Source organism: uncultured Clostridium sp. (assembly GCF_910588715.1).
Classification (GTDB): domain Bacteria; phylum Bacillota; class Clostridia; order Clostridiales; family Clostridiaceae; genus Clostridium.
The window spans coordinates 75,545-98,537 of the sequence record NZ_CAJURG010000003.1 but is presented as its reverse complement, the minus strand read 5'-3'; the positions used below and the strand labels follow the sequence as shown (position 1 = coordinate 98,537).

The window sequence follows — 22,993 nt, the reverse complement described above, 5'->3', positions numbered from 1 at the left end:
AATCTCCTTAATTTTATTAAATATTAGCATTTCCAAATACTTTTTCTTTAAGCTTTAATCCAGTTTCAGTAATAGCAACACCGCCTAAAGCAGTTTCTCTTAGTTCAGATGGCATTCCTGTTCCAACTTTATACATTGCAGAAAGAGCATCATCAAAAGGAATTTTTGAATCTACACCAGCCATTACTAAATCGGCAGTACAAAGAGCACTTATTGCACCAGATACATTTCTTTTTGCACAAGGGATTTCAACTAAACCAGCTACAGGGTCACATACAAGTCCTAATACGTTTTTAAAAATAATAGCTGCAGCATCTAAACTCATTTTTGGAGTTCCGCCCATAAGTTCTACAACTGAACCTGCTGCCATTGCTGCAGCAGAACCACATTCAGCTTGGCACCCACCTTCAGCTCCTGAGAAAGTAGCATTCATTCCAATAATCATTCCTATAGCTGAAGCTGCAAATAAACCAGAAATAAGTTCATCATCAGTTTTATTTAATAATTCTCCAGCACTTAAAATTACTGCAGGTAATATACCACATGAACCAGCAGTTGGACATGCTACTATTTTACCCATAGATCCGTTAACTTCAGAAGAGGACATAGCCATTGCCATTGCAGTAACAATTCCACTACCCATTAGTGATTTACCAGAATTACTATATTGTTGTAAACGATAAGCATCTCCACCAATAAGACCGCTAAGAGAATAAACCTTTTTTTCTCTACCTAAAGTAGCGCTTTCTCTCATTGCATCAAGTGTATGTTTCATTTGTGAAAATATCTCATCACGTGAAATACCTTTAGATTCAATTTCTGTTAAAATAGCATATTCGCTTAATGATATTTGTTCTTCTTCACATATTTTAATAAGTTCTTTACCTGAGTGTGCAATATTCATGGTTAAAATCCTCCTAAAGAATTAATTACAATAACACGGTTTACTCCAGCTATTGATTTTATTTCGTCTACAATTTCCTCTGAAATAGGATGGTCAACTTCTAATGTCATGGTAGCATCCTTACCTTTTTGGCTTCTTCCAAGTGACATAAAAGCAATATTTATTTTATTTTCATAGAAAAGGGTTGATATTTTTGAAACAGTGCCTGGGATGTCATCATGACAAGTAATAACAGTTGGATATTCACCAGTTATTTTCATCTTTTTACCATTAACCTCATTGATCTCAACTTGTCCACCACCAATGGAAGAACCAAGTATTTCCCAATTAGTATCATCTATATCTTTGATTAGAAATTTTACTGTATTAGGATGTGCTTGTCCTAAATCAGCAGGAAGAAATTTAACGTCAATACCCTTATCTCTTGCTATAGAAAGAGATTCTTTAAGATTAGGGTCATCAGGAGGAAATCCTAATATTCCAGCAACAAGAGCACGATCAGTTCCATGTCCCTTGTATGTTTCTCTAAAAGAGCCATGAAGAAGAAAACTTACTTCTTTAATAGGTTTATTGACAATTGTTCCTGCTATTTTTCCAAGTCTAGCAGCACCAGCTGTGTGTGAGGATGATGGACCAATCATAATTGGACCTAAAACGTTGAATATTCCCATATTTCCCATAATATCACCTTTCCTTTACATTTTTTAATTATGTTAATTAATTAGTTTTTACAAATCTTGATTACAATATACAATATACATTATTTAAAAAGCTTTGTAAAGGATTTCTTAAAGAAAATTCAGAATTTTTTTAAAGTTTAAATTTTGCAAAATATTTCAAAATAAAAGATATTTATTTTAGTTTGAAATTTTAATTAAAATAATTACTTTAATTAAAACAATATTAATTGGTTAAAATAAAATGAGGTGAATAATATGGAGAATAAGAAAAAATGTTTTAATATAAAAAATTCTTTAATAGGTTTATTTACAGGGTTTATAAATGGTTCTTTTGGTTCTGGTGGGGGAACTCTTTTAGTACCAATTTTAAATGATATTCTTAAAGTAGAAGAGCATAAGTCTCATGCAACTGCTTTAGCTATAATTGTATTTTTAACTATGGCAAGTTCTTCCATTTATATTTACAAGGGAACTTATGATTTTCAATTAACATGGAGAGTTGCACTAGGAAGTATAGTTGGTGGAATTATAGGAGCTAAATTATTATCAAAAGTTACTGGAAAGTTTTTAAGAATAATTTTTGGAATAATAATGATAATAGCTGCATTTAGGATGGTGTTTTAATGATATATACAATAATAGGTTTTTTTGCAGGAGTAATTGGTGGAATGGGAATGGGAGGAGGAACTATCCTTATACCAGCTTTAATTATGTTTACTCATATTGACCCTAAAATTGCACAAAGCATTAATTTGCTTTCTTCTATACCAATGGCAATATTTGCACTTATAATACATATTAAAAATAAAAATGTTGTACTTAAACTTGTAATACCTATAGCTTTATGTGGGGTTCTTGGTTCTATTGCAGGTGCTTTTTTAGCAAATTATTTATCATCTGAATTTTTAAAAAAGGCTTTTGGATTTTTCTTATTTTTAGTTGGATGCTTTGAAGTTAAAAAAGGATTTTCACAAAAGAAAGTTAAAAAATAAATATAAAATTAATAGATATTATAATTTTAAAATATGATTTAAATTATAATTTTAAATTTCCAATATTGCACTATAGTTTAATAACCCCCTATTAAACTATAGTGTAATATTTTTATTTAAAGATTTAAAATAGTGAGTTTAAAAATAAAGATTATTTACAAAATATTAACTTTTAAAAGTTTACATTTATTTGTATTTTTTTTTTTCTGTTAGAATTTCCTTGTGTTTCAAGTTAATTTATTAATTAATAAATTTAATAAAGTAATAGGGGGATAAATTATGAATGCACAAAAAATTAGAAGATTGATAGCGACAGGAATGGTACTAGCTGTATCATCTGGAATGGTAGCTTGTAAAGATAAAACTGTAGCTGTTAATAAGCAAGAGAACAATAAAAATGATAAAAAGGAAGAAGCAAATAAAGTACAAGAGAAAGAAACATTTAAAGAAGAAGATAAAAAGAATGAAGAGATAGAAAACTTAGAAATAGAAAATATTCAAGGTAAACATGGTTCTTTTGTAGTAACTAAATACAAAGAAAAGAAGCAAGGAAAAATATTAAATGTTGAAACATATTTAAACGTAAGAACGGAACCAACCAAGTCTGCTGAAACTATTGAGAAGTTACACAATGATGATACAGTAACAGTTTTAGGGAAAGCAGGAGATTGGTATCAAATAGAGTTAAATGATAAAGTTGGTTATGTTCATTCAAATTATGTAAAAGTTGATGGAGAAGCTTATAATTATAATGCAGATATGGATAAAACACCTACTTATGTAAGTGCAGGTGAAGTTACAGGAACAGTTTATGTAAAACCAGTAACAAGTGAAGATACATCAAATCCAAATATTGTTGTAGTTAAACCTGAAAAACCTAGTAAGCCAACAACTCCAACTAAACCAAGTACACCTAGTAAGCCAGAGGTTAAGCCAGAGCAAAAACCAACTACACCAAATAAGCCAGAGCAAAAACCAACTACACCAAATAAGCCAGAGCAAAAACCAACAACACCAAATAAACCAAGTACACCAAATAAACCAGAAGATAAACCTGAGCAAAAGCCTGAAGAAAAACCTGAACAAAAACCTGAAGAGAATACAGCTCCAGTTATAACAGGTAATGCCTTAGAGATAAATGGATTAGGTTCAGCTTTTGATATTAGTATGTTACAATTAAAAGCAACTGATAAAGAAGATGGAGATTTAACATCTAAAATAGTTATTGAAGAAAACACAGTTGATACTTCAAAAGCTGGTGAATATAAAGTTGTTGCAAGTGTAACAGACTCAAAGGGATTAAAGACTACAGTAGAAATTAAAGTTGTAGTTAAAGAAATAAAAGATGATACTACAGTTGAAGGCGGACTAATTAACAATGCACCAATAATTTATGGACATGACGTTACAATTGACCAATATTCACAATTTGATATTTCAATGTTAGAAATAAGATGTGAAGATAAAGAAGATGGAAACCTAGATTATGAAGTTATTAAAAATGATGTAAATGTTCAAGTTGCAGGAGTTTATGATTTTACAGTTAAGGTTACAGATAGCCAAGGTGCATCTTCAATGAAGACTTTTAAAGTAACAGTATTAGAAAAGAAGAAACCAAATACAGCACCAGTAATTAACATTACAGATAAACAAGTTAACCTAGTTGTTGGTGATAGCTGGAATTTAGGTTTACATGGAGTTACTGCTACGGATAAAGAAGATGGAGAAATTAAAGATATAAAAGTAAATGGAACAATTGATACTTCAAAAGCAGGAACTCAATTTGTTGAAATAGAAGTTGTTGATTCTGAAGGATTAGTTACAAAAGAAACTTTAACAGTAATAGTTAATGAAGTTATGGTTGACATAAATTCAGCTCCAACTATGGAAGTTGCTCATGAAACAGTTACCCTAGTTAAAGGTGATAAATGGTCAATAGACTTACATGGGGTTACAGCTACAGATAAAGAAGATGGAAACCTAGAAGTTAAAGTTGAAGGTGCTGTTGATATTAATACAGTAGGAACTTATAAAATTACAGTTACAGCAGTTGATAGCCAAGGAGCAAAAGTTGCAAGACAATTAACTGTAGTTGTAAACGATAAAAAGAATTCTGTACCAGTAATTGTAGCTCAAGATATAACAATTAATAAAGGTCAAAAGTATGATGTGGCTTTACACAATGCAACTGCTACAGATGCTGAAGATGGAAACTTAACATCAAAGATAACTTATACAACAACAGTAGATACAACAAGAGTTGGTAAATACCAAACTACATTTAAAGTTCAAGATAGTCAAGGAGTTGAAGCTTCAATAACTGTAAATGTAGAAGTCCTAGCTGTTAATCCTACCTTAAATTGTAAAGACCAAATTGAAATAAATCAAGGTGATAACTATTCAAATAATTTAATTGGAGCAACTGCAAAAGATGCAAATGGAATTGATATTTCAAGTTCAATTAAATTTAATGGAGATGTAAATCCTAGCGTGGCAGGAACTTATTATGTAAATGTAACAGCAACAGATGCTGATGGATTAACTACAACTAAGAGAGTTACAGTACTTGTTAAAGAAGTTAAACCCCAAGGAATGTTAGCAACTTCAAAAGAATTTAATAATATAGTTGTTGCTGAAATGGATAGACTTGTAAATCAACACAGAGCAAATAATGGATTACAAGCTTATGAAGTTAGAAGTATAGCAAGAGAGTGTGCAAGAGAAAAGGCTCAACATATGATAGATAATAATTATTTTGAGCATACATGGAATGGTTTACACATGTGGGAAATGAATTCCAAATATGAAGGGTCTAATATTTGTGGTGAAAATATAATTCAGCATAGAATAAGTTTATCGAAATATTATACTGAATCTGAAGCTAAAGAAGTTGCCTTAGATATGTTTACTAGATGGAAAAATTCTACAGGTCATAATAATGCTATGTTAAGTAAATGGAATAATGCTTACGGGTTTGATTTTAGAATAGATTCTAATGGTATTATATTTGGTGTTCAAGAATTTATAATAGATTAATAAATAATTGGGGAGTTAATTCTCCCCTCCTAAAAAGGAGATTTAAATGGAAAAGCAAGTTAATAAAGAAGCTTTAAATAAAGTAACTAATTACATAAGAAATGATAAAACAACCTATACTTTTGAGAAGTTTTTTACAGATAATAATTTGCTGGAAGGTTGCATAGATAATGGTAATGAGCTGAAAATAAAGTGTCCATTTCATACTGATGAAACACCTTCTCTTGGAGTAAATAAAGTTAAAAAAGTTTATAACTGTTTCTCCTGTGGTAGAGGTGGTGATTATATAAGTTTCTTAAAAGAATATAAAAAAGAAATAGAAGGTTATAATATTAGTTTCTATAACCTAGTAGACAATTTATTAAAATCAGATACTATAATGAGAGGCTTATTAGGTATAAATAGTATTTTTATAGACCAATTAGGTTGGACACCGTTACAAATATGGAGAAACCTACAAGGGGAGTATTAATTATGAAGAATTTAAAATTAAAACAACTTATAGAAAGTGCAAAGGGTAATAAGAAAGTGTTACTAGGGTTAGTAGCAGTATGTGCAATTGTATTAGGGACAGCCGGTGTTGCAGTTTCTCAATTCACAAGAGAAGAACCTAGCAAAGAAATTCAAAGTAATGTAGCAGTAGAAGTTAATAATGACGAACAAGAGTTGAAAATCCTAAGTGAGGACTTTAACAATATTAAAGTCGAAAATATGAACGAAGCTGAGGAGTCTGAGTTCAACAACATTAAAAGTAATTTTGATATTGCTATTAATGAAAAGAATATTGAAAATGCGAAAGCAGAATATTCTAATTTAGAAGATTTAAAAATCCGAGTGGATAACAGAATTAAAGAGGAAAATGTTCAAGAAGATGCAATTAAATGTCCAGTAGGTGAGGTTCAAAATGAACAACCTATAGAAACACCTAAGCAAGAAGAAGTAGTAAAAACACCAGTTGAAACTAAACCAGTTCAACAACCTGTAGAAACTAAGCCAGTACAGCAACCTGTGCAAACTAAACCTGCTGAAAGTAAACCTGTACAAAATAAACCAGTAGTTAATACACCTGTAGAAACTAAACCAGTTCATACTCATACTTGGGTAGAGAAGTTTAAAGATGTTTATCATGAAGCACAAGGTCATTATGAAAAGGTTTGTATTAAACAACCGTGGACAGAAAGTATACCTGTTTATGAAGAAAGAGATAGAGCTATTTGTAATACTTGTAGTGCTGATATAACAGATAATATCACTGCACATGGTAAGAATCATCTGTTAAATGGTGAAAACGATTCTTATAGAGTCGAATGGATAAATGTACAAGTTGGTACAAATACTATAAAGCATGACGGTGTTTATGAAGACAAATGGGTTGTGGATAAAGAAGCATGGACAGAGAAAGTATCAATTGGACATAGCTGTAGCTGTGGAGCTACAAAGTAATAGTAGGAGTGTAGAGTAATATCTACACTCTCCATACGATAGGGGGATATAGATGGGAAGAACTAAAAAGATAAAGAGAAAAATACCTAGTTTTTATGCTAGGTATTTTTTATTATGTCATAAGATTGTAAGAAGTTTGATTTAAAATACAAATTATAGTAAATACAAATTATTTATGGAGTGAGATAAAATGAGTATTTTAAAGACTAAAAACTTAGTTAAAGTATATGGAGAAGAGCCTAATATAGTTAAAGCATTAAATAATGTTAGTATAGAAGTAAATGAAGGTGAGTTTGTAGCTATTATAGGTACATCAGGTAGTGGAAAATCTACTTTATTAAATATGCTTGGAGGGCTTGATACGCCGACAAGTGGAGAAACAATTATAAATGGAAAAATGATTAGTAAAATGAAAGATGAAGAACTTACAATATTTAGAAGACGAAATATAGGATTTATATTTCAAAATTATAATTTAGTTCCTATATTAAATGTTTATGAAAATATAGTTCTTCCAATAGAGTTAGATGGATTAAATATAGATAAAGATTATGTAGATTCAATAATAAATATTTTAGGATTAAGCAAAAAGCTTACTAATATGCCTAACAATTTATCTGGCGGGCAACAACAAAGGGTAGCTATAGCAAGGGCACTAGCAACAAAACCAAGTATTATTTTAGCTGATGAACCAACAGGAAATCTTGATAGTAAAACTAGTATGGATGTTATAGGGCTTTTAAAGACAACTAGTAAAAGGTTTAATCAAACAATGCTTATGATAACCCATAATGAAGAAATTGCTCAGCTTGCAGACAGAATCATAAGAATTGAAGATGGTAGTGTTTCTGTAAGAGGTGAGAAATAATGAAGTTTGAAAATAATAATAAAGAAATTATTAAAAAGATAACGAAACGTTCTTTAAAAACAAATAAAGTAAGAAATATATTTGAAATACTTGCTATAGTATTAACAACTTTTATGATATCTTCGGTTTTTAGTATTGGAATAAGTTTTGTTAAGAATTATCAAAATATGAATATTCGTCTAGCAAAAACAACAGCTGATATTTCTTTAGATAAACCAACTTCAGAACAAATAAATAAACTTAATAGTTTAGATATTTTTAAAAGTACAGGTATATCAATTTTAGCAGGGAGAGTTGATTTAGATAGTTTAAGTAAAAATAAAACAAAAGTTTATTTAGAATATCATGATAAAAATGATTTTGAAAAGCAATTAACTCCTGCCCTTGGAGATATAGAAGGAAATTATCCGATAAATAAAGATGATATTATGATATCAAGATTAACTTTAGAGCTTCTTGGAAAAAGTAATTTAAAAATTGGAGATAAAATAAATATTCCATGCAAAATAAATGGAAGTATAACTAATAAGGAGTTTAATATAAGCGGATTGTTTACTTCTTATGGATTAAGTGAAGATACAGGATATATTTATGTTTCAGAAGATTTTATTAAAGATAACAATTTAACAGCAGAGAAAAATGGTGTAATTTTAATGACTTTGAAAAAGGGTTATAAAAATTTAGCTGAAGATATATTAAATAAAGAAGTTAAACTTAATAATAATCAAGAGTTTAGTTATTCATATGAAATTGATGATTTATCAGATACAGCATTAAGTGCAGGAATATTAGTTTTAGTTATTGTATCATTTATAATTTTAAGTGGATATTTATTAATTTATAATATTTTATATATTGCAGTAACAAAGGATATTAATTTTTATGGACTATTAAAGACAATAGGAACATCACCAAAACAAATTAAGAAAATAGTTAAGGGGCAATCACTTAGACTTTCATTAATAGGAATTCCTTTAGGATTAATATTTGGAGCAATTGTTTCTTTTGGTATAGTCCCTTTAGTTATGGGATTATTTTTTAGTGGTCCATCACAAACAGCAATGCCTAGGGAGGTATCTTTTAATCCATTAGTATTTTTCTTAGCAGCATTGTTTTCTTTAATAACAGTATCATTGAGCTGTAGAAGACCGGCAAAAATAGCAGGGAATATTTCTCCAATTGAAGCTATGAGGTATATAGGAAGTAAACCTAAAAAGCAAAAGAAAAATAGGAATACTACTAATGGTGGTAAGCTTTATAAAATGGCTTGGTACAATGTATTTAGAGATAAGAAAAGATCTATATTAGTATTTTTATCATTATTTATGGGGATAATTACTTTTTTAAGTGTTAATACATTTATTGATAGTTTAAAAGTTGAAAATTATATTAATAGATATGTTCAAAATGATTTTGAGATTCAAAATATTGGTGCAGTAGAAGGTAAAATGGATGATGAAATAATAAATGATATTAAAAACATGTCAGGTGTAAATGATGTAAGAGTTTTTAAATATGCAGAATTAAGATTAAGTTTTAATGAAGATATAATATTACCAGCCTTAAAAAGTTCTTTCATTAGATTTGGTCAAAATGAAGAAGATATTAATAACTTTATTGAAAATATAAAGATAAATCCAGAACTTATGGATACTAATGTTTTAGGAGTAGATGATAGAATTATTGAAAAAATATATAATGAAAATAAAGAAAAGTTTGATTTAGAATCCTTTAAGGAAGGTAAATTAATTCTTATAGATAATTGGTATTACGGAGAAAATTATAAAGATATAAAAGGTAAGCTTACTATTACAAATATAAAAACTAATGTTTCAGAAACTTATAATACTCAAGTTATTAATTTTGATAGTAATTTGCCAGATGGATTACCAAGACCATTAGGGATACCTACTATTTATATGAGTGAATCAGCTTTGGAAAATTTAGATAATAATACTGTTAATTATCTTGCTAATATAAATGTAGATAAAAAATATGAACCTCAAATAAAATCAGATTTAGAAAAGATAGCAAAAAATCAAGGTTTAAATTTAGAGTCAAAAACGACTAAAACAGAAGAATTTAATAAATCATCTATGGTTCAAAAAATCCTAGGTAGTGGTGTTTCAGCTATATTAATATTAATAGGAATTTTAAATTTTATTAATGTTATGATTACAGGTATTAATATAAGATTAAAAGAACTTGCTGTTATGGAAAGTATAGGAATGACTAAGAAACAAATTAAAAAGATGCTTGTATTTGAAGGATTATATTATGCTGGAATAACAAGCATATTAATTTCTACTTTAGGAACTAGTATTATATTAGCAATTTCAAATTTAACAAGAAATATTGCTGATTATGCTGTTTTTACTTTTCCGACAACTTCAATTATTAGTTTAACAATAATAATATTTATTATATGTTTAATAACTCCAACAATAGTGTTTAATGCTTGTTCAAAACAAAGTATAACGGAGAGAATTAGAGAAATAGAAAGTTAGCAAAAATGGCAGGTTATTTTAACTTGCCATTTTTTGTTATAATTAAAAGGAGGTGAGAAGTGTGAAAAGAGTTTTGATAATTGAAGATGATAAGATTTTAAATAGGGGAGTGGGGTTTGCTTTAAAAAGAGAAGGTTATGATGTTTTATCAGCATATAATAAAGCTGAAGGAAAACAATTAATTTTAAATAACAAAATAGACTTTTTACTTTTGGATATAAATTTGCCAGATGGAAATGGATTAGAGTTATGCAATGAAATTAGAGAAAAAGTAACTTTCCCTATAGTATTTTTTACAGCAAATGATACTGAAGAGGATATGCTAAAAGGATTTGAATGTGGAGGTGATGATTATATTTCAAAGCCATTTTCAGTAGAAGTATTAAAATATAAAGTTAATGCAATTTTAAAAAGAAATATTACTAATAAAAATATATTTGAATATAAGGATCTAAAAATAAACTTTGATAAAATGATAGTTTTAATAAATGATAATGAAGTTAATTTAACTGTAACAGAGTTTAAATTATTAGAGTTATTAGCTAAAAACAAGGGGAAAGTTATAACTAAGGAAGTGCTTTTAGAAAAGATTTGGGATAATAATGGAAACTTTGTTGATGAAAATACTTTAAGTGTTAATATAAGAAGGCTTAGAAAGAAAATAGAAAAAGACTCTAAAAAACCTAAGTATATAGAAACTGTATTTGGTATTGGATATACATTTGGAGACTAGATTTATGAAAGGTAATATTTATAAGATAGGTACTATAATAGAGGGTATACTTATATTAACAACAATTATTTTTAACATTATTATTTATATTTTAGTTAAAAATATTAAATTATCTTTTATAGTTTTTATTTTTTCAATGTTTATTATAGTTATATTTTTTATTTATAGGTTTATTTATAAAAAGTATATGGAAAATATATTTATTAATTTATCCAATATGTTATCAACTATTATAGACATAAGGGAAGATATAGTATTTTCAACTATAGAGGACAGTTTATTTTCAAAGCTTCAACATCAAACCATAAAATTAACTAATATCTTAAAAAATAAAAATAAACAAATTGAGGAGGAAAGAAATGAAATTCAAGAGTTAATTTCAGATATAGCTCATCAGTTAAAGACTCCATTAACAAATTTAAAAATGTATGGTGAATTTTTAAAGGATGAATCTTTGAGTGAAGATGAGAGAAAAGAGTTTTTTGAAATAGTTATGTATTCTTTAAATAGATTAAGTTTTTTAGTTGAAAGTATGATTAAGATGTCCAGATTAGAAAGTGGAGTTATAACGTTAAGACCTAATTTATCTAATTTAAATGACACATTATTAATGTCTATAAATCAAGTCCAAAAGAAAGCAAAGGAAAAAAAGATAAATATAAATTTAGAAGAAGTTGATAAGATTAAAATATATCATGATAAAAATTGGATATCTGAAGCTATTTTTAATTTATTAGAAAATGCAGTTAAATATAGCACTAATAATAGCAAAATAGATATAAAAATTCAATCTTATAAAATGTTTGTTAGAATAGATGTTAAAGATAATGGAATAGGAATACAAGAGGATGAATTACCTAAAATATTTAGAAGATTTTATAGAGGAAGTAATGTTGAGGATATAGAAGGAATAGGAATTGGATTATATTTAACAAGAGAAATAGTAAATAAACATGGAGGATATATAAAGGTTAAATCAAATAATAATGGATCAATATTTTCTATTTTTTTACCTAATAAATATTGATTAAAATTTTTAAGTTAAATTATGTTTATTTTAAAAAGGTAATTTATAAAAATAAATTTTTATAATATATATTAATAAAGATTTTATATAGTAAAAGGAGTTGTATTAATGTTAAATTAATTATACTTAATATTAATACAGCTCTTTTTATTAAAGTTTTAGTTTTCTAAAAGCAAGTGGAGTTTTTCCATGAGTTTTTTTAAACATTTTAACAAAGTTACCACTATAATTATATCCAAGCCTCTGGGCTATTTCCTCAATGCTTAAATCAGTTGTAGATAATAAATTTTCAGCTAAAGTCATTCTAATAGAGTTAGTATATTGACTGATTGACATATGATACTTTGCTGAAAATCCTGCTTTTAATTTTTGTTCATTTAAAAACACCATCTTACTTAAAGCTTTAATGGTTGGAGGATTACAAGCTTCTTTTGTTAATATGTCATAAGCCTTTTGTATTGCATGTGCATCTGATGCAGTTAAAGTTATGTATCTATTTTTTCCTATCTTTATATTTCCATAATTCAATTGATTAGTAAAAACATTTTCTGGCGAAGAATTTAATTCATTTTCAAGCAAGGCTATTGATTCTAATATTTTACTTTCTAAATAAAGTGGTGTTATTTTATCACTTTCAAACATACTTTTTAAACTTTTAATAATAGATGATATTTCAAGGGGTAAGTATCTATATGTATAATTTTTAATAAAACTATTAAAACATAAAGAATTAGGGAAATTTGGTTTTACTATTTCATCAAAGTATTTTTTATATATAGTTATTTCAGCACCATGAAAGTGTTCACCTTTTTTCCAAGTTTGTTTTCCTTTTATTCCTTTTTCACATACAAAAAATGATGAAGGAGTAAAGGATGAAACAGGATTACCTTCAATTTCAAATTGTGTTTCTCCAGTATAAACTGTGCCAAATCTCATTAACTCCTCATTATGTTCAAATGATAAAGAAAAATTACAAGGAATAGTATAGTCACCAATTCCAAACTCATAATATCCTTCTCTACTATATTTAATAAAATATCCTAGTTCGGGTCTAGCTTCATTTTTATAAATTATATAGTTTTTAGTTTTATAAGGTTTAAATGTCATTTTATTTAAGACTTTATTTTGAAATTCTTTTGTTGTTTTAACGATCATTAAAACACCTCAACATTAATTAATATAGGAATAATAAATAATATAACATAAAAAATGCTTGATTCACATACGTTTTGCAGTTGAGGGGAATAATATAAGAAATAAAGAAATTAAAAAATAATTATCTTAATAGATGATAAAATAATTAAATTAGATGCAAACATTGAAATGATAATCAATCTCATATAAAATTAGTTTACAGTAAGAGAGATAAATAAATGTTAATTATAAAAATATATGGAGGTATACAATGAAGAAGAAAATATTAAAAACTTTAGTAGTAGCTTGTATGACTGCTATGATGTTTGTTGGGTGTACAAGTAATAATTCAGCAAATGAAGAAAAGACTAACGAAAACACAGTAACAGTTACTGATGTAAGAGGAGAAGTAAAAATACCTGCAAATCCTCAAAGAATAGTAGATTTAAGTGGAAATAGTGATATTTTATCAATTTTAGGATATAAAGTTATAGGAACAGCAAATAGTGATGCTTATGATTATACTAAGTTTCCTTCGTATTTAGAAGAAACACTAAGTGGAGCAGAAATATTAGGGTATAGTATGCAAGATACTATAGATGTTGAAGCTGTTATGAATTTAAATCCAGACTTAATTGTTATTTCAACAGTTCAAGAAAAGATGTACGATTCATTAAGTGAAATTGCTCCAACAGTTATGATTCAATTAGAAGCTTTGAATTGGAAAGATGATGTTAGAGCTTTAGGAAAAGTGTTTGGCAAAGAAGAGGCTGCTAATGAGTGGATAGCTAATTATGAAGCAAAGGCAAAAGAAGCTGGAGATAAGATTAAGGCTAAATATGGTGAAAATACAACATACCTTTCATTCTTAGCTAGTGGTGGACAATTCTTTGTTTTTGATGGTGCAGGATTTGGTGACGTATTATATAACGATATGGGATTAGCTAAACCAGCAGGAATGCCAGAACAAACTGATATTAGTTTACCAGTTGTAACTTATGAAGGATTAGCTACAATACAATCTGATTATATTTTTGCAATTGCAACAGATGAAGATTTAGCTCAATTACAAGCAAATAATATTTGGAACAACCTACCTGCTGTTAAAAATGGTAAAGTAGTAATATTAGAATCATCACCATACTTTAACCAAGGGTATAGTCCAATTGGAAGAGAGATATTAGTAAGTGAAATAGGTGATATGTTAAATGAAACAAAGTAATAAACGTACAATAATATTTATAATTTGTAGTTTGTTACTCTTAATAGGAGGATTGACTTTAGCCATTAGGCTAGGGTCAGTCCATATTACGTTTGCGGATATTTGGAATAGTATCTTTAATTATGATGAAACTTTAGAACTTATGCTAGTTAGGGATGTACGTTTTCCAAGAGCGTTAGCTGTATTATTTACAGGTGGAGTATTAGGAGTGACAGGAGCAATGATTCAAGGTGTTACTAGAAATCCAATAGCTGAACCTTCTATATTAGGTATAAGTCAAGGAGCAACTTTAGTAATAGCTATTTTTTATGCAGCAGGAATAGGGATAACAACTCAAAATGTAATGATAGCTTCTTTTATAGGAGCATTAATAACTGGGATAATAGTTTTAGGATTTATATCAAAAAAAGCAAATAATAACTCTATTGCAAAGATACTTTTGGCAGGAACGGCTATGAGTACATTTTTTATTTCTTTAACTACAGTAATTGGACTTTTGTCAAATCAATCTCAAATGATAGGATTTTGGGTGTCTGGTGGATTTAGAAATGCAAGTTGGACAGATTTTAAATTAATTTTTGTAGTTGGAATTATGGGTCTTATTATAGCAATGTTATTATCACCAAAGATAAATATATTAAACTTAGGTGATGACGTTGCAATTGGGCTTGGAGAAAAGCCAGAAAAGATAAGATTTTTAACTCTTATGATTATGATACCAATGTGTGCAGCAGCAGTTGCAGTTGGTAAAAATATTGCATTTGTTGGACTTATAGTTCCACAAATAGTTAGAAAATTATTAGGTGAAGATTATAGGAAAAATATCCCATGCTCATTTTTACTTGGAGCAGTTCTTTTAACATTTGCAGATATTGCAGCAAGAATGATATTTGATCCATATGAAACACCAATTGGAGTATTTACGGCTTTAATAGGAATACCATTTTTTATATCAGTAGCTAGAAAGGAGAGAGGTTAATGAATAAGAAAAAGTTTAAATTAGTTATAGCAGTTTTACTTATTTTATTGGTAGCCTCTTTTATGGTTACATTATGTTGGGGTACATATAAGGTTTCACCTATGGAAGTTATTAATACTCTTTTAGGGAATGGAACTAAACTTCAAAATACAGCAATATTAACAATTAGGCTTCCAAGACTTTTAGTTGGTATTTTTGTAGCAATTGCATTATCAACAGCAGGAGCAATTCTTCAAACTATAACAAAAAATGATTTAGCAGATACAGGGATAATAGGTATAAATGCAGGTGCCGCAGTTGCAGCAGTATTATTTATCACATATTCAACTGGTGTATATTATAGTGAACTTGGACAAATATCTATTTTTGTATTACCTGCTATGGCTATAATAGGGGCAGCAGTTACAGCATTCATAATTTATATGATGTCTAGTAGAAATGGTGTAAAGCCTAAAAGACTTTTATTAATTGGAATTGGATTAAATGCAGGACTTAATGCCTTTATAACATTTTTTACGTTTAGAGGTGGAGTTGGAGACTATAATAGAGTATTGGTTTGGACATCAGGAAGTCTTTGGGGCTCGGGATGGAGTTATGCAAAAGTAATAATTCCAATAGTAGCTTTAATGTTTATAGTAGTTTTACTAAATCATAAAAAGTTAGATGTTTTAAATCTTTCGGATGAATTAGCAATATCTTTAGGTTTAAATTTAGAAAAAGAAAGAAAAAGATTTTTAAGCTTTGCAGTTATTTTAGCAGGAACAGCAACAGCTTTTGCTGGTAATATAGGATTTTTAGGACTTATATGTCCACATATTGCAAGAAAGTTAGTAGGGCCTTATCATAAGAAATTTATTATTGTTTCAGCAATGATAAGTATTATTATAGCGGTTATTGCAGATGCAGTTTCAAGAAATTTATTTTCACCAATTGAAATTCCTGTAGGAATAACAGTATCAATATTTGGAGTACCATATTTTATTTATTTAATGATGAAGGAGAAATAGTTATGGAAGCTATTAGTGTAAAGAACTTAAGAGTATCGTATGAGAATAATACTATAATTGAAGATATGAGTTTATCTATACCAAAGGGAAAAATAAGTATAATAATTGGTGCAAATGGATGTGGTAAATCAACTTTACTTAAAACTATAGCTAGAATTAATAAGCCTAAAAGTGGTGATATCTTCATTAATAATAAAAATATAAAAAAGGTAAAAGAAAAGAATATAGCAAAAGAGGTTGCGTTTTTGCCACAAGGGCCAGTTTGTCCAGATGGTCTTACAGTAAGGGAACTTGTTGCATTTGGTAGATTTCCACATCAAAAAATGATAGGGGGACTTACTACTCATGATAAGGAACTTATTGATTGGGCAATAAAAGAAACTGGTCTTACTGAATTTGCAGATAGAGAAGTTGAACATTTATCAGGTGGTCAAAGACAAAGAGCATGGATTGCAATGACTTTAGCTCAAGAAACAGAAATAATAATGCTTGATGAACCTACAACATATTTAGATATGTCTTACCAATTAGAAGTATTAGAAGTACTTCAAAAGCTTAATAAAGAGAAGAATATTACAGTAGTTATAGTTCTTCATGAGCTTAATAATGCTTGTAGATTTGCAGATAATATTATTGGACTTAAAAAGGGCAAAATAGTTTGTCAAGGAAGACCACTAGATGTAATTAATAAGGAGAATTTAAATACTATATATGGAATAGATGCTAATCTTACGATAAGTGAAGATGGTAAATATCCAATATGTATGGAATATGACTTGTTTAAGGGGGACAGATGAAAAATAAAAATTTTATAATAATAGTTATAGGACAAATTATTTCTTTATTTGGAAATGCAATTCAAAGATTTAGTATGTCACTATATTTATTAGCATTTACAGGTAGCACGTCTACTTTTGCTACTATATTATCATTATCAACAATCCCTTATATTATATTTGCTCCAATTGCAGGGAGGTTATCTGATAAGATAAATAAAAAAAAGATAATGGTATACTTAGATTTATTTTGCTTTGCATTAATAGGAGTATATGCATTTATATTATTTAAGGGAAATGATAATGTCTTAATAGTTGGAACTGTTATGTTTATATTATCAATATGTGCTACTTTATATGGGCCAGCAGTAACGTCTTCTATACCACAAATAGTAGAAGAGGAAAAATTAACTTCAGCAAATGGAGTTATAAATCAAGTTGGATCAATAGTTAATTTTGTTGGGCCAATATTAGCAGGTATTCTTTATGGATTATTAGGAATAAAGATAATTGTAATAATAAATGCAGTAAGTTTTCTTATTTCTGCTATAATGGAAATGTTTTTAAATATTCCAGATGTGGAAATTGAAAATATAGATATTAAAAATGAGGTTGCCGTTACTAAAGATAATGAAAAAATAATGTCATTAGATTTTATTAAGAATTCTTTTATGGGTTCTAAGGATGTTTTTATTTATCTAAAAAGGGAAAAGAAAATTGTACTTGGAATTATAGTTTCATATGCTTTGTGTAATATTTTCTTGTCACCAATATTAACAATAGTAGCACCATATTTTGTGAATATATTTTTAGGATTTTCTTCTGAAGTATATGGAATAGTTGAAGGAGTTTTTGTTTTAGGAATGATTTTAGGTGGATTTTGGATTAGTGTAAAGCCTAATATGTTTTCTATGAAAAAGGTACATTATACATACTTACCAATGATGGCAGGTGTTATTACAATGTCTAGTTTAGGATTTATAAACTTAAATAATTATGCTTTAGCTATAATATTTGCTCTTGGAGGATTTGCAATAATGTTATCTTTAGCTTTATCAAATGTATTAACTTTAACATTTATACAAAAGCAGGTTCCAGGAGAAATGCTTGGAAGTGTATCGGCATTTTCAACGGCAGTAGCAACTATAAGCGTTGCACCAGGACAATTATTGTTTGGTCAAGTTATAGATTTAGGTGTGCCAATAGGTATTATATTATTAGTATCAGCTATTTTAAATATAGGTCTTATGTTATTTGTTAAGTGGAATGTAAGAGATTTAAAAACTATATAAAAATAGGCTTTTAAATATACTTTTATATAGTTTGTTAATAAAAATTTTATAATAAAAAGAAGCTGTATTTACATTAAAAAATTTTAATATAAATAACAGCTCTTTTTTATATAATATGATTTAAAATTTAAGCTAATATAATAAAATAATGTATCTAATTATTTAATATTTTCTTTATTTGAAGTAAGTAATTTTTTTATAATATAAATTAAGTTATTTAATAGGTTTAATGCTATGAAAACAATAATCACATTTGTTAAGAAAGATAAAATTTGAAATTCTGAACAGAAAATCAAGGAATTCTCACGAGACTCAGGAAAAATTTTAAAAAATTTAAAGGGAAATCCATATATATTATAAGTTTTTGTAGGAATTACGTATGCTAAAATTAATGTTAACCAAAAGGATGAATTTAAAAATTTAATATTAAAATATTTTTTGAGATTCGTTATATTCATTGTGTTTAATTATAAATAAAATCTTTTTAAAAATACTTGATTAGGCAATGTTATATTTACACCGCTTACTGAATAAACTATAGTTCCTTTAGCACGTAATTCTAAAACGTTATTAATCCTACCTGATTGAGAAGTTATTGTAGCCCAAGAGTCTTGATGAGAATATGAACCAATAGCTATGCCTGCTGCATAGCTAACTCCAGTAGAGGCAGAAGAGAAATAAGGAGGATTTCCACCAGATTGTACTACATTATATTCATAAGGTATATAAACATTATATACACCTAGAGCTGGTATAGAAGCTCCTATTTTTGCAGTTCCACTAAACTTTTGATAGGCTTTTGATAAAAAATTTATTTTTTCAGGAATATTTAATTGAGCTTTAATTTTATTTAGTGATTCTATTGTATCTTTAATAGATGATTCAATTAAATATATATCATCTGCTGATATTTCTTTAGTTGGAGTAATTTCAATATCATATTTTGCTTCAAGATTTTTTATTTTTTGTAAAATTTGTATGTTATTTTCGATAATTGTTTTATTTTTATCTTTAGAAAGTGAAGAAATAGTATGTGCAGATGGTATAGCTTCTATGCTTGTACCAAAAATTATTCCTAAGCATATCATTTTAATTAACATTTTATTTTTCATAAAAATACTCAACTCCTCTGTATAAAATAAATATGTGTTATATAAATATTATACTATTAAATAAAAAATATGTAAACGATATAATATTTTGGTATTACAGTATTCAATTGATAATTACATCTAGTGTTAAATAAGTTAAAAAATTACGTAAGAATGGATTATTTCATAAATTTCATTAAGAAATAATTCATTTTTACGTAATTTAAAATAATTAAGACAATAATTTAACTAAAACTGCTTTTTGTGCATGTAGTCTATTTTCTGCTTCTTCAAATATTACATCAGCATTAGCTTCTAAAACTTCTTCAGTAATTTCTTCTCCCCTGTGGGCAGGAAGGCAATGAAGAACGATTGAATTAGGATTTGTTAATTTCATTAGCTCAGAATTAATTTGATAGCCTTTAAAATCAATTTGACGTCTTTTAGCTTCTTCTTCTTGTCCCATGCTAGCCCAAACGTCAGTTATAATTACATCAGCATTTTTAACTGCTTCTGCTGGAGATTCTGTCATTTCAAAAGAAACTCCATTTTTATAAGATAATTCAATTCCTTTTTCAATATAATACTTAGGTGGTTTATAGGAAAGTGGATTTGCAATTGATACATTCATTCCTAAGGTTAAGCAACCAACAATTAAAGAGTTACACATATTATTACCATCACCAATATATGCTACCTTTAATCCTTCAAGAATAAGCTTCTTTTCTCTTATAGTCATTAAGTCAGCTAAAACTTGGCATGGGTGTTCATCATCTGTCAAACCATTAATTATAGGAATAGAAGAGCATTCAGCTAAAGTTTCAATTCCCTTTTGAGAAAATGTTCTTATCATAATTCCATCTAAATATCTAGATAAAACTCTAGCTGTATCTTGAATAGGTTCTCCACGTCCTATTTGTAAGTCTTTAGAGCTTAAAAATAGGGGATGTCCACCAAGTTGATACATTCCAACCTCAAAGGAAACTCTTGTACGTGTTGATGCTTTTTCAAAAATCATTCCTAAGGATTTGCCTTTTAGTAAATGATGTTCTATACCATGCTTTTGCTCATATTTTAATTGATCAGCAAGATTTAATATATCTAAAATTTCTTCTTTTGAAAGATTATCCATACGTAACAAATCTTTATTCATAAATAAGGTCTCCTTTTTATTATTCATATTCTTTCAATACTTTTATTAATATTTTTACGCCATCTTTAACATCTTCGACTGATATATTTAATGGTGGTAATAATCTTATTACGTTTTTTCCAGCAGTTAAGACTAATAATCCATTTTCAAGAGATTTTTTTTGAACAATAGATGAATCCCCTTCTATTTCTATTCCAAGCATTAATCCTAATCCACGAACCTCTTTGATTATTTTTAAATTTTCATTTAATATACTTTCTTTTATTAGTTCACCTTTAAATATAATTTCACTATAAGAATTATTATTGCAAAGTTGATTTAATACTGAAGATGCACCTGCACATATAACTGGATTTCCACCAAATGTTGAACCGTGATCTCCTATATTAAAGGTTGTTGATAAATTTTCATTACATAATACAGCTCCTATAGGAAGCCCCCCACCTAAGCCTTTAGCACAAGTTACTATATCAGGCTCAATGTTAAAGTTATTATATCCAAATAAGTTTCCAGTCCTTGCAATTCCACATTGAACTTCATCAAAGATTATTAATATATCTTTTTCTTTGGCTAATTTATAGGTTTCTGTAACAAAATTTTTATCAAGTGGATGAACCCCACCTTCTCCTTGGATAGCTTCCATGATTATTGCACAAACATCAGAAGTAAGCTTTTCTTTTATGTCATCAATAGAATTAGCAGTTGCATAATTAAATCCATTAGGGAATGGGAAAAAATAATTATGGAATTTATCTTGTCCAGTTGCAGTTAATGTTGCTAATGTTCTACCATGAAAGGATTGTTTTAATGAAAGAATAGTTCCTCTTCCTTCACCATACTTATCAAAGCTATATTTTCTAGCAAGTTTTATTGCACATTCATTTGCTTCAGCACCAGAGTTAGCAAAGAAGACTTTACTCATTCCAGAAAGGGAACAAAGTTTTTTTGCAAGGGACACAGTAGAATTATTAGTAAAAATATTAGATAAGTGTTGAAAATTATTTAATTGAGATATTATGGAGTTTTTCCAATTTGTATTATTATAGCCTAAGGAATTAACTCCAATTCCACTAGTAAAATCTATATATTTATTATTATTTTTATCAAATAAATAAGAGCCTTGGCCATAGGATATTTCAATTGGTAAGGCATTATAAGTATTCATTAAATACTTATTTTCTTGTTCAAATAAAGTCATTTTAAGCACCTCATTTAAGTTAATTAATAAATTTCTGTTCCTATTCCTTTTTCGGAGAATAATTCAAGTAAGATAGAGTGTTTAATTCTGCCATCAATTATATGTGCTTTTTTAACTCCCATTCTTACGGATTCTACACAACAGTTTATTTTAGGAATCATTCCACCTTTAATTATTTTATCTACAGTTAGTTTAGGGATTTGGTGCAATCTTAATGTTGAAATTAAAGTAGAAGGGTCATTTTGGTCTAGCATTACACCAGGTACATCAGTTAAAAGAATTAGCTTTTCAGCTTTTAAGGCAGATGCAATTTTTGAAGCACAGGTATCTGCATTTATGTTATAACTATTATTATCATTTGCACCTATTGCAATAGATGAAACTACAGGAATATATCCAGAGTGCATCGAAAGGTTTAAAAGTTCTGTATTTATTGAGGTTATTTCGCCTACAAAACCTAAATCAACACCACAACTAAGTTTTTTAGCTTTTATTAGTGAACCGTCAATACCAGATAAGCCAATTGCTTTACCACCATTTTTTTCAATAAGCTTAACTAAGTCTTTATTAACCTTTCCAGCTAGTACCATTTGTGCAACTGTCATTGTAGTTTCATCAGTATACCTCAATCCATTTATAAATTTACTTTCATGATTCATTCTAGCTAATGTATTGCTAATATCAGGGCCACCACCATGAGCTATTACTGGATTTATTCCTATACATTTCATAAGGATAATATCATTTATTACTGTTTGAGTTAATTCATCATTAATCATAGCATTTCCACCATATTTAATTACAATGGTTTTACCATAATATTCTTGAATATATGGTAATGCTTGAATTAATATATTTGCATGTTGAGTGTAGTTCACTTATTAAGACCTCCTAATAATGAGGTTTTCTAATGAACTAATTTTTAAAAATTAGTTCATTAGTGCAATTAAT

At 28.0% G+C, this 22,993-nt stretch carries 21 protein-coding genes; 14 read left to right on the top strand and 7 right to left on the bottom strand.

What is annotated here, in order from left to right:
• Nucleotides 1-16: 16 nt before the first annotated feature.
• Together sdaAA and sdaAB are read right to left on the bottom strand one after the other, a co-directional pair.
• A complete protein-coding gene (gene sdaAA / locus QZ321_RS06945) occupies nucleotides 17-904 on the bottom strand; it encodes an L-serine ammonia-lyase, iron-sulfur-dependent, subunit alpha (RefSeq protein WP_294196462.1) in 888 nt (295 codons plus the stop codon).
• 2 nt (nucleotides 905-906) lie between these two features.
• On the bottom strand, nucleotides 907-1,584 hold the full coding sequence (gene sdaAB / locus QZ321_RS06940; protein ID WP_291743125.1) for an L-serine ammonia-lyase, iron-sulfur-dependent subunit beta: 678 nt from the start codon (nucleotides 1,582-1,584) through the stop codon (nucleotides 907-909).
• 255 nt (nucleotides 1,585-1,839) lie between these two features.
• Here sdaAB and QZ321_RS06935 point away from each other — a divergent pair, with 255 nt between their 5' ends.
• From QZ321_RS06935 to QZ321_RS06895, 9 genes are all read left to right on the top strand, one after another.
• Entirely contained in the window at nucleotides 1,840-2,208 is a 369-nt protein-coding gene (locus tag QZ321_RS06935) for a sulfite exporter TauE/SafE family protein (protein ID WP_291746539.1), read from the top strand.
• The gene (locus QZ321_RS06930) at nucleotides 2,208-2,576 is read left to right on the top strand and encodes a sulfite exporter TauE/SafE family protein (RefSeq protein ID WP_291746535.1); all 369 of its coding nucleotides are present in this window, start codon (nucleotides 2,208-2,210) and stop codon (nucleotides 2,574-2,576) included. The genes QZ321_RS06935 and QZ321_RS06930 overlap by 1 nt, the downstream gene beginning before the upstream one ends.
• A 279-nt stretch (nucleotides 2,577-2,855) precedes the next feature.
• Complete coding sequence (locus tag QZ321_RS06925; protein WP_291746532.1) at nucleotides 2,856-5,612, top strand: immunoglobulin-like domain-containing protein; 2,757 nt, start codon at nucleotides 2,856-2,858, stop codon at nucleotides 5,610-5,612.
• 46 nt (nucleotides 5,613-5,658) lie between these two features.
• Nucleotides 5,659-6,084 carry a CHC2 zinc finger domain-containing protein gene (locus QZ321_RS06920; RefSeq protein ID WP_291746529.1) on the top strand — a complete coding sequence of 142 codons (426 nt, stop codon included), beginning with the start codon at nucleotides 5,659-5,661 and terminating at the stop codon, nucleotides 6,082-6,084.
• A 2-nt stretch (nucleotides 6,085-6,086) separates the two neighbouring features.
• The gene (locus QZ321_RS06915) at nucleotides 6,087-7,055 is read left to right on the top strand and encodes a hypothetical protein (RefSeq protein ID WP_291746526.1); all 969 of its coding nucleotides are present in this window, start codon (nucleotides 6,087-6,089) and stop codon (nucleotides 7,053-7,055) included.
• A gap of 190 nt (nucleotides 7,056-7,245) precedes the next feature.
• Complete coding sequence (locus QZ321_RS06910; protein WP_291746521.1) at nucleotides 7,246-7,923, top strand: ABC transporter ATP-binding protein; 678 nt, start codon at nucleotides 7,246-7,248, stop codon at nucleotides 7,921-7,923.
• On the top strand, nucleotides 7,923-10,430 hold the full coding sequence (locus QZ321_RS06905) for an FtsX-like permease family protein (RefSeq protein ID WP_291746517.1): 2,508 nt from the start codon (nucleotides 7,923-7,925) through the stop codon (nucleotides 10,428-10,430). Before QZ321_RS06910 ends, QZ321_RS06905 begins: the two co-directional genes overlap by 1 nt.
• 61 nt (nucleotides 10,431-10,491) lie before the next feature.
• Complete coding sequence (locus QZ321_RS06900) at nucleotides 10,492-11,163, top strand: response regulator transcription factor (RefSeq protein WP_291746514.1); 672 nt, start codon at nucleotides 10,492-10,494, stop codon at nucleotides 11,161-11,163.
• A 4-nt stretch (nucleotides 11,164-11,167) separates the two neighbouring features.
• On the top strand, nucleotides 11,168-12,190 hold the full coding sequence (locus tag QZ321_RS06895; protein ID WP_294196456.1) for a HAMP domain-containing sensor histidine kinase: 1,023 nt from the start codon (nucleotides 11,168-11,170) through the stop codon (nucleotides 12,188-12,190).
• Between the two features lie 150 nt (nucleotides 12,191-12,340).
• On the opposite strand, the gene QZ321_RS06890 is transcribed toward QZ321_RS06895, so the two are convergent.
• A complete protein-coding gene (locus QZ321_RS06890; RefSeq protein WP_291746508.1) occupies nucleotides 12,341-13,345 on the bottom strand; it encodes a helix-turn-helix domain-containing protein in 1,005 nt (334 codons plus the stop codon).
• A 250-nt stretch (nucleotides 13,346-13,595) separates the two neighbouring features.
• Between QZ321_RS06890 and QZ321_RS06885 the strand changes: the two genes are divergently transcribed.
• From QZ321_RS06885 to QZ321_RS06865, 5 genes are read left to right on the top strand one after another with little or no spacing between them, the layout of a single operon-like run.
• Nucleotides 13,596-14,546, top strand: a complete 951-nt coding sequence (locus QZ321_RS06885; protein WP_291746505.1) for an iron-hydroxamate ABC transporter substrate-binding protein — start codon at nucleotides 13,596-13,598, stop codon at nucleotides 14,544-14,546.
• Nucleotides 14,533-15,525: an iron ABC transporter permease gene (locus QZ321_RS06880; protein ID WP_291746502.1), complete on the top strand. Its 993-nt coding sequence runs from the start codon at nucleotides 14,533-14,535 to the stop codon at nucleotides 15,523-15,525. Before QZ321_RS06885 ends, QZ321_RS06880 begins: the two co-directional genes overlap by 14 nt.
• On the top strand, nucleotides 15,525-16,532 hold the full coding sequence (locus tag QZ321_RS06875) for an iron ABC transporter permease (RefSeq protein WP_291746499.1): 1,008 nt from the start codon (nucleotides 15,525-15,527) through the stop codon (nucleotides 16,530-16,532). Before QZ321_RS06880 ends, QZ321_RS06875 begins: the two co-directional genes overlap by 1 nt.
• Nucleotides 16,533-16,534: 2 nt before the next feature.
• On the top strand, nucleotides 16,535-17,329 hold the full coding sequence (locus QZ321_RS06870) for an ABC transporter ATP-binding protein (RefSeq protein WP_291742533.1): 795 nt from the start codon (nucleotides 16,535-16,537) through the stop codon (nucleotides 17,327-17,329).
• Nucleotides 17,326-18,600, top strand: a complete 1,275-nt coding sequence (locus QZ321_RS06865) for an MFS transporter (RefSeq protein ID WP_291746497.1) — start codon at nucleotides 17,326-17,328, stop codon at nucleotides 18,598-18,600. Before QZ321_RS06870 ends, QZ321_RS06865 begins: the two co-directional genes overlap by 4 nt.
• A gap of 467 nt (nucleotides 18,601-19,067) precedes the next feature.
• On the opposite strand, the gene QZ321_RS06860 is transcribed toward QZ321_RS06865, so the two are convergent.
• The 4 genes from QZ321_RS06860 to argB form a co-directional block, all read right to left on the bottom strand.
• Nucleotides 19,068-19,712 (bottom strand): abortive infection system toxin AbiGii family protein, encoded by a 645-nt coding sequence (locus QZ321_RS06860; protein WP_291746494.1) that lies wholly within the window; start codon nucleotides 19,710-19,712, stop codon nucleotides 19,068-19,070.
• 211 nt (nucleotides 19,713-19,923) lie between these two features.
• The gene (gene argF / locus QZ321_RS06855; protein WP_291746491.1) at nucleotides 19,924-20,844 is read right to left on the bottom strand and encodes an ornithine carbamoyltransferase; all 921 of its coding nucleotides are present in this window, start codon (nucleotides 20,842-20,844) and stop codon (nucleotides 19,924-19,926) included.
• A 19-nt stretch (nucleotides 20,845-20,863) separates the two neighbouring features.
• Complete coding sequence (locus QZ321_RS06850) at nucleotides 20,864-22,042, bottom strand: aspartate aminotransferase family protein (protein ID WP_291746489.1); 1,179 nt, start codon at nucleotides 22,040-22,042, stop codon at nucleotides 20,864-20,866.
• Nucleotides 22,043-22,065: 23 nt separating this feature from the next.
• On the bottom strand, nucleotides 22,066-22,920 hold the full coding sequence (gene argB, locus QZ321_RS06845; protein ID WP_291746487.1) for an acetylglutamate kinase: 855 nt from the start codon (nucleotides 22,918-22,920) through the stop codon (nucleotides 22,066-22,068).
• Between the last annotated feature and the right edge of the window lie 73 nt (nucleotides 22,921-22,993).

Coding starts and splice junctions, on each gene's coding strand:
- sdaAA (WP_294196462.1), bottom strand. CDS start 904: ATGAATATTGCACACTCAGGTAAAGAACTTATTAAAATATGTGAAGAA.
- sdaAB (WP_291743125.1), bottom strand. CDS start 1,584: ATGGGAAATATGGGAATATTCAACGTTTTAGGTCCAATTATGATTGGT.
- QZ321_RS06935 (WP_291746539.1), top strand. CDS start 1,840: ATGGAGAATAAGAAAAAATGTTTTAATATAAAAAATTCTTTAATAGGT.
- QZ321_RS06930 (WP_291746535.1), top strand. CDS start 2,208: ATGATATATACAATAATAGGTTTTTTTGCAGGAGTAATTGGTGGAATG.
- QZ321_RS06925 (WP_291746532.1), top strand. CDS start 2,856: ATGAATGCACAAAAAATTAGAAGATTGATAGCGACAGGAATGGTACTA.
- QZ321_RS06920 (WP_291746529.1), top strand. CDS start 5,659: ATGGAAAAGCAAGTTAATAAAGAAGCTTTAAATAAAGTAACTAATTAC.
- QZ321_RS06915 (WP_291746526.1), top strand. CDS start 6,087: ATGAAGAATTTAAAATTAAAACAACTTATAGAAAGTGCAAAGGGTAAT.
- QZ321_RS06910 (WP_291746521.1), top strand. CDS start 7,246: ATGAGTATTTTAAAGACTAAAAACTTAGTTAAAGTATATGGAGAAGAG.
- QZ321_RS06905 (WP_291746517.1), top strand. CDS start 7,923: ATGAAGTTTGAAAATAATAATAAAGAAATTATTAAAAAGATAACGAAA.
- QZ321_RS06895 (WP_294196456.1), top strand. CDS start 11,168: ATGAAAGGTAATATTTATAAGATAGGTACTATAATAGAGGGTATACTT.
- QZ321_RS06890 (WP_291746508.1), bottom strand. CDS start 13,345: ATGATCGTTAAAACAACAAAAGAATTTCAAAATAAAGTCTTAAATAAA.
- QZ321_RS06885 (WP_291746505.1), top strand. CDS start 13,596: ATGAAGAAGAAAATATTAAAAACTTTAGTAGTAGCTTGTATGACTGCT.
- QZ321_RS06880 (WP_291746502.1), top strand. CDS start 14,533: ATGAAACAAAGTAATAAACGTACAATAATATTTATAATTTGTAGTTTG.
- QZ321_RS06875 (WP_291746499.1), top strand. CDS start 15,525: ATGAATAAGAAAAAGTTTAAATTAGTTATAGCAGTTTTACTTATTTTA.
- QZ321_RS06870 (WP_291742533.1), top strand. CDS start 16,535: ATGGAAGCTATTAGTGTAAAGAACTTAAGAGTATCGTATGAGAATAAT.
- QZ321_RS06865 (WP_291746497.1), top strand. CDS start 17,326: ATGAAAAATAAAAATTTTATAATAATAGTTATAGGACAAATTATTTCT.
- QZ321_RS06860 (WP_291746494.1), bottom strand. CDS start 19,712: ATGAAAAATAAAATGTTAATTAAAATGATATGCTTAGGAATAATTTTT.
- argF (WP_291746491.1), bottom strand. CDS start 20,844: ATGAATAAAGATTTGTTACGTATGGATAATCTTTCAAAAGAAGAAATT.
- QZ321_RS06850 (WP_291746489.1), bottom strand. CDS start 22,042: ATGACTTTATTTGAACAAGAAAATAAGTATTTAATGAATACTTATAAT.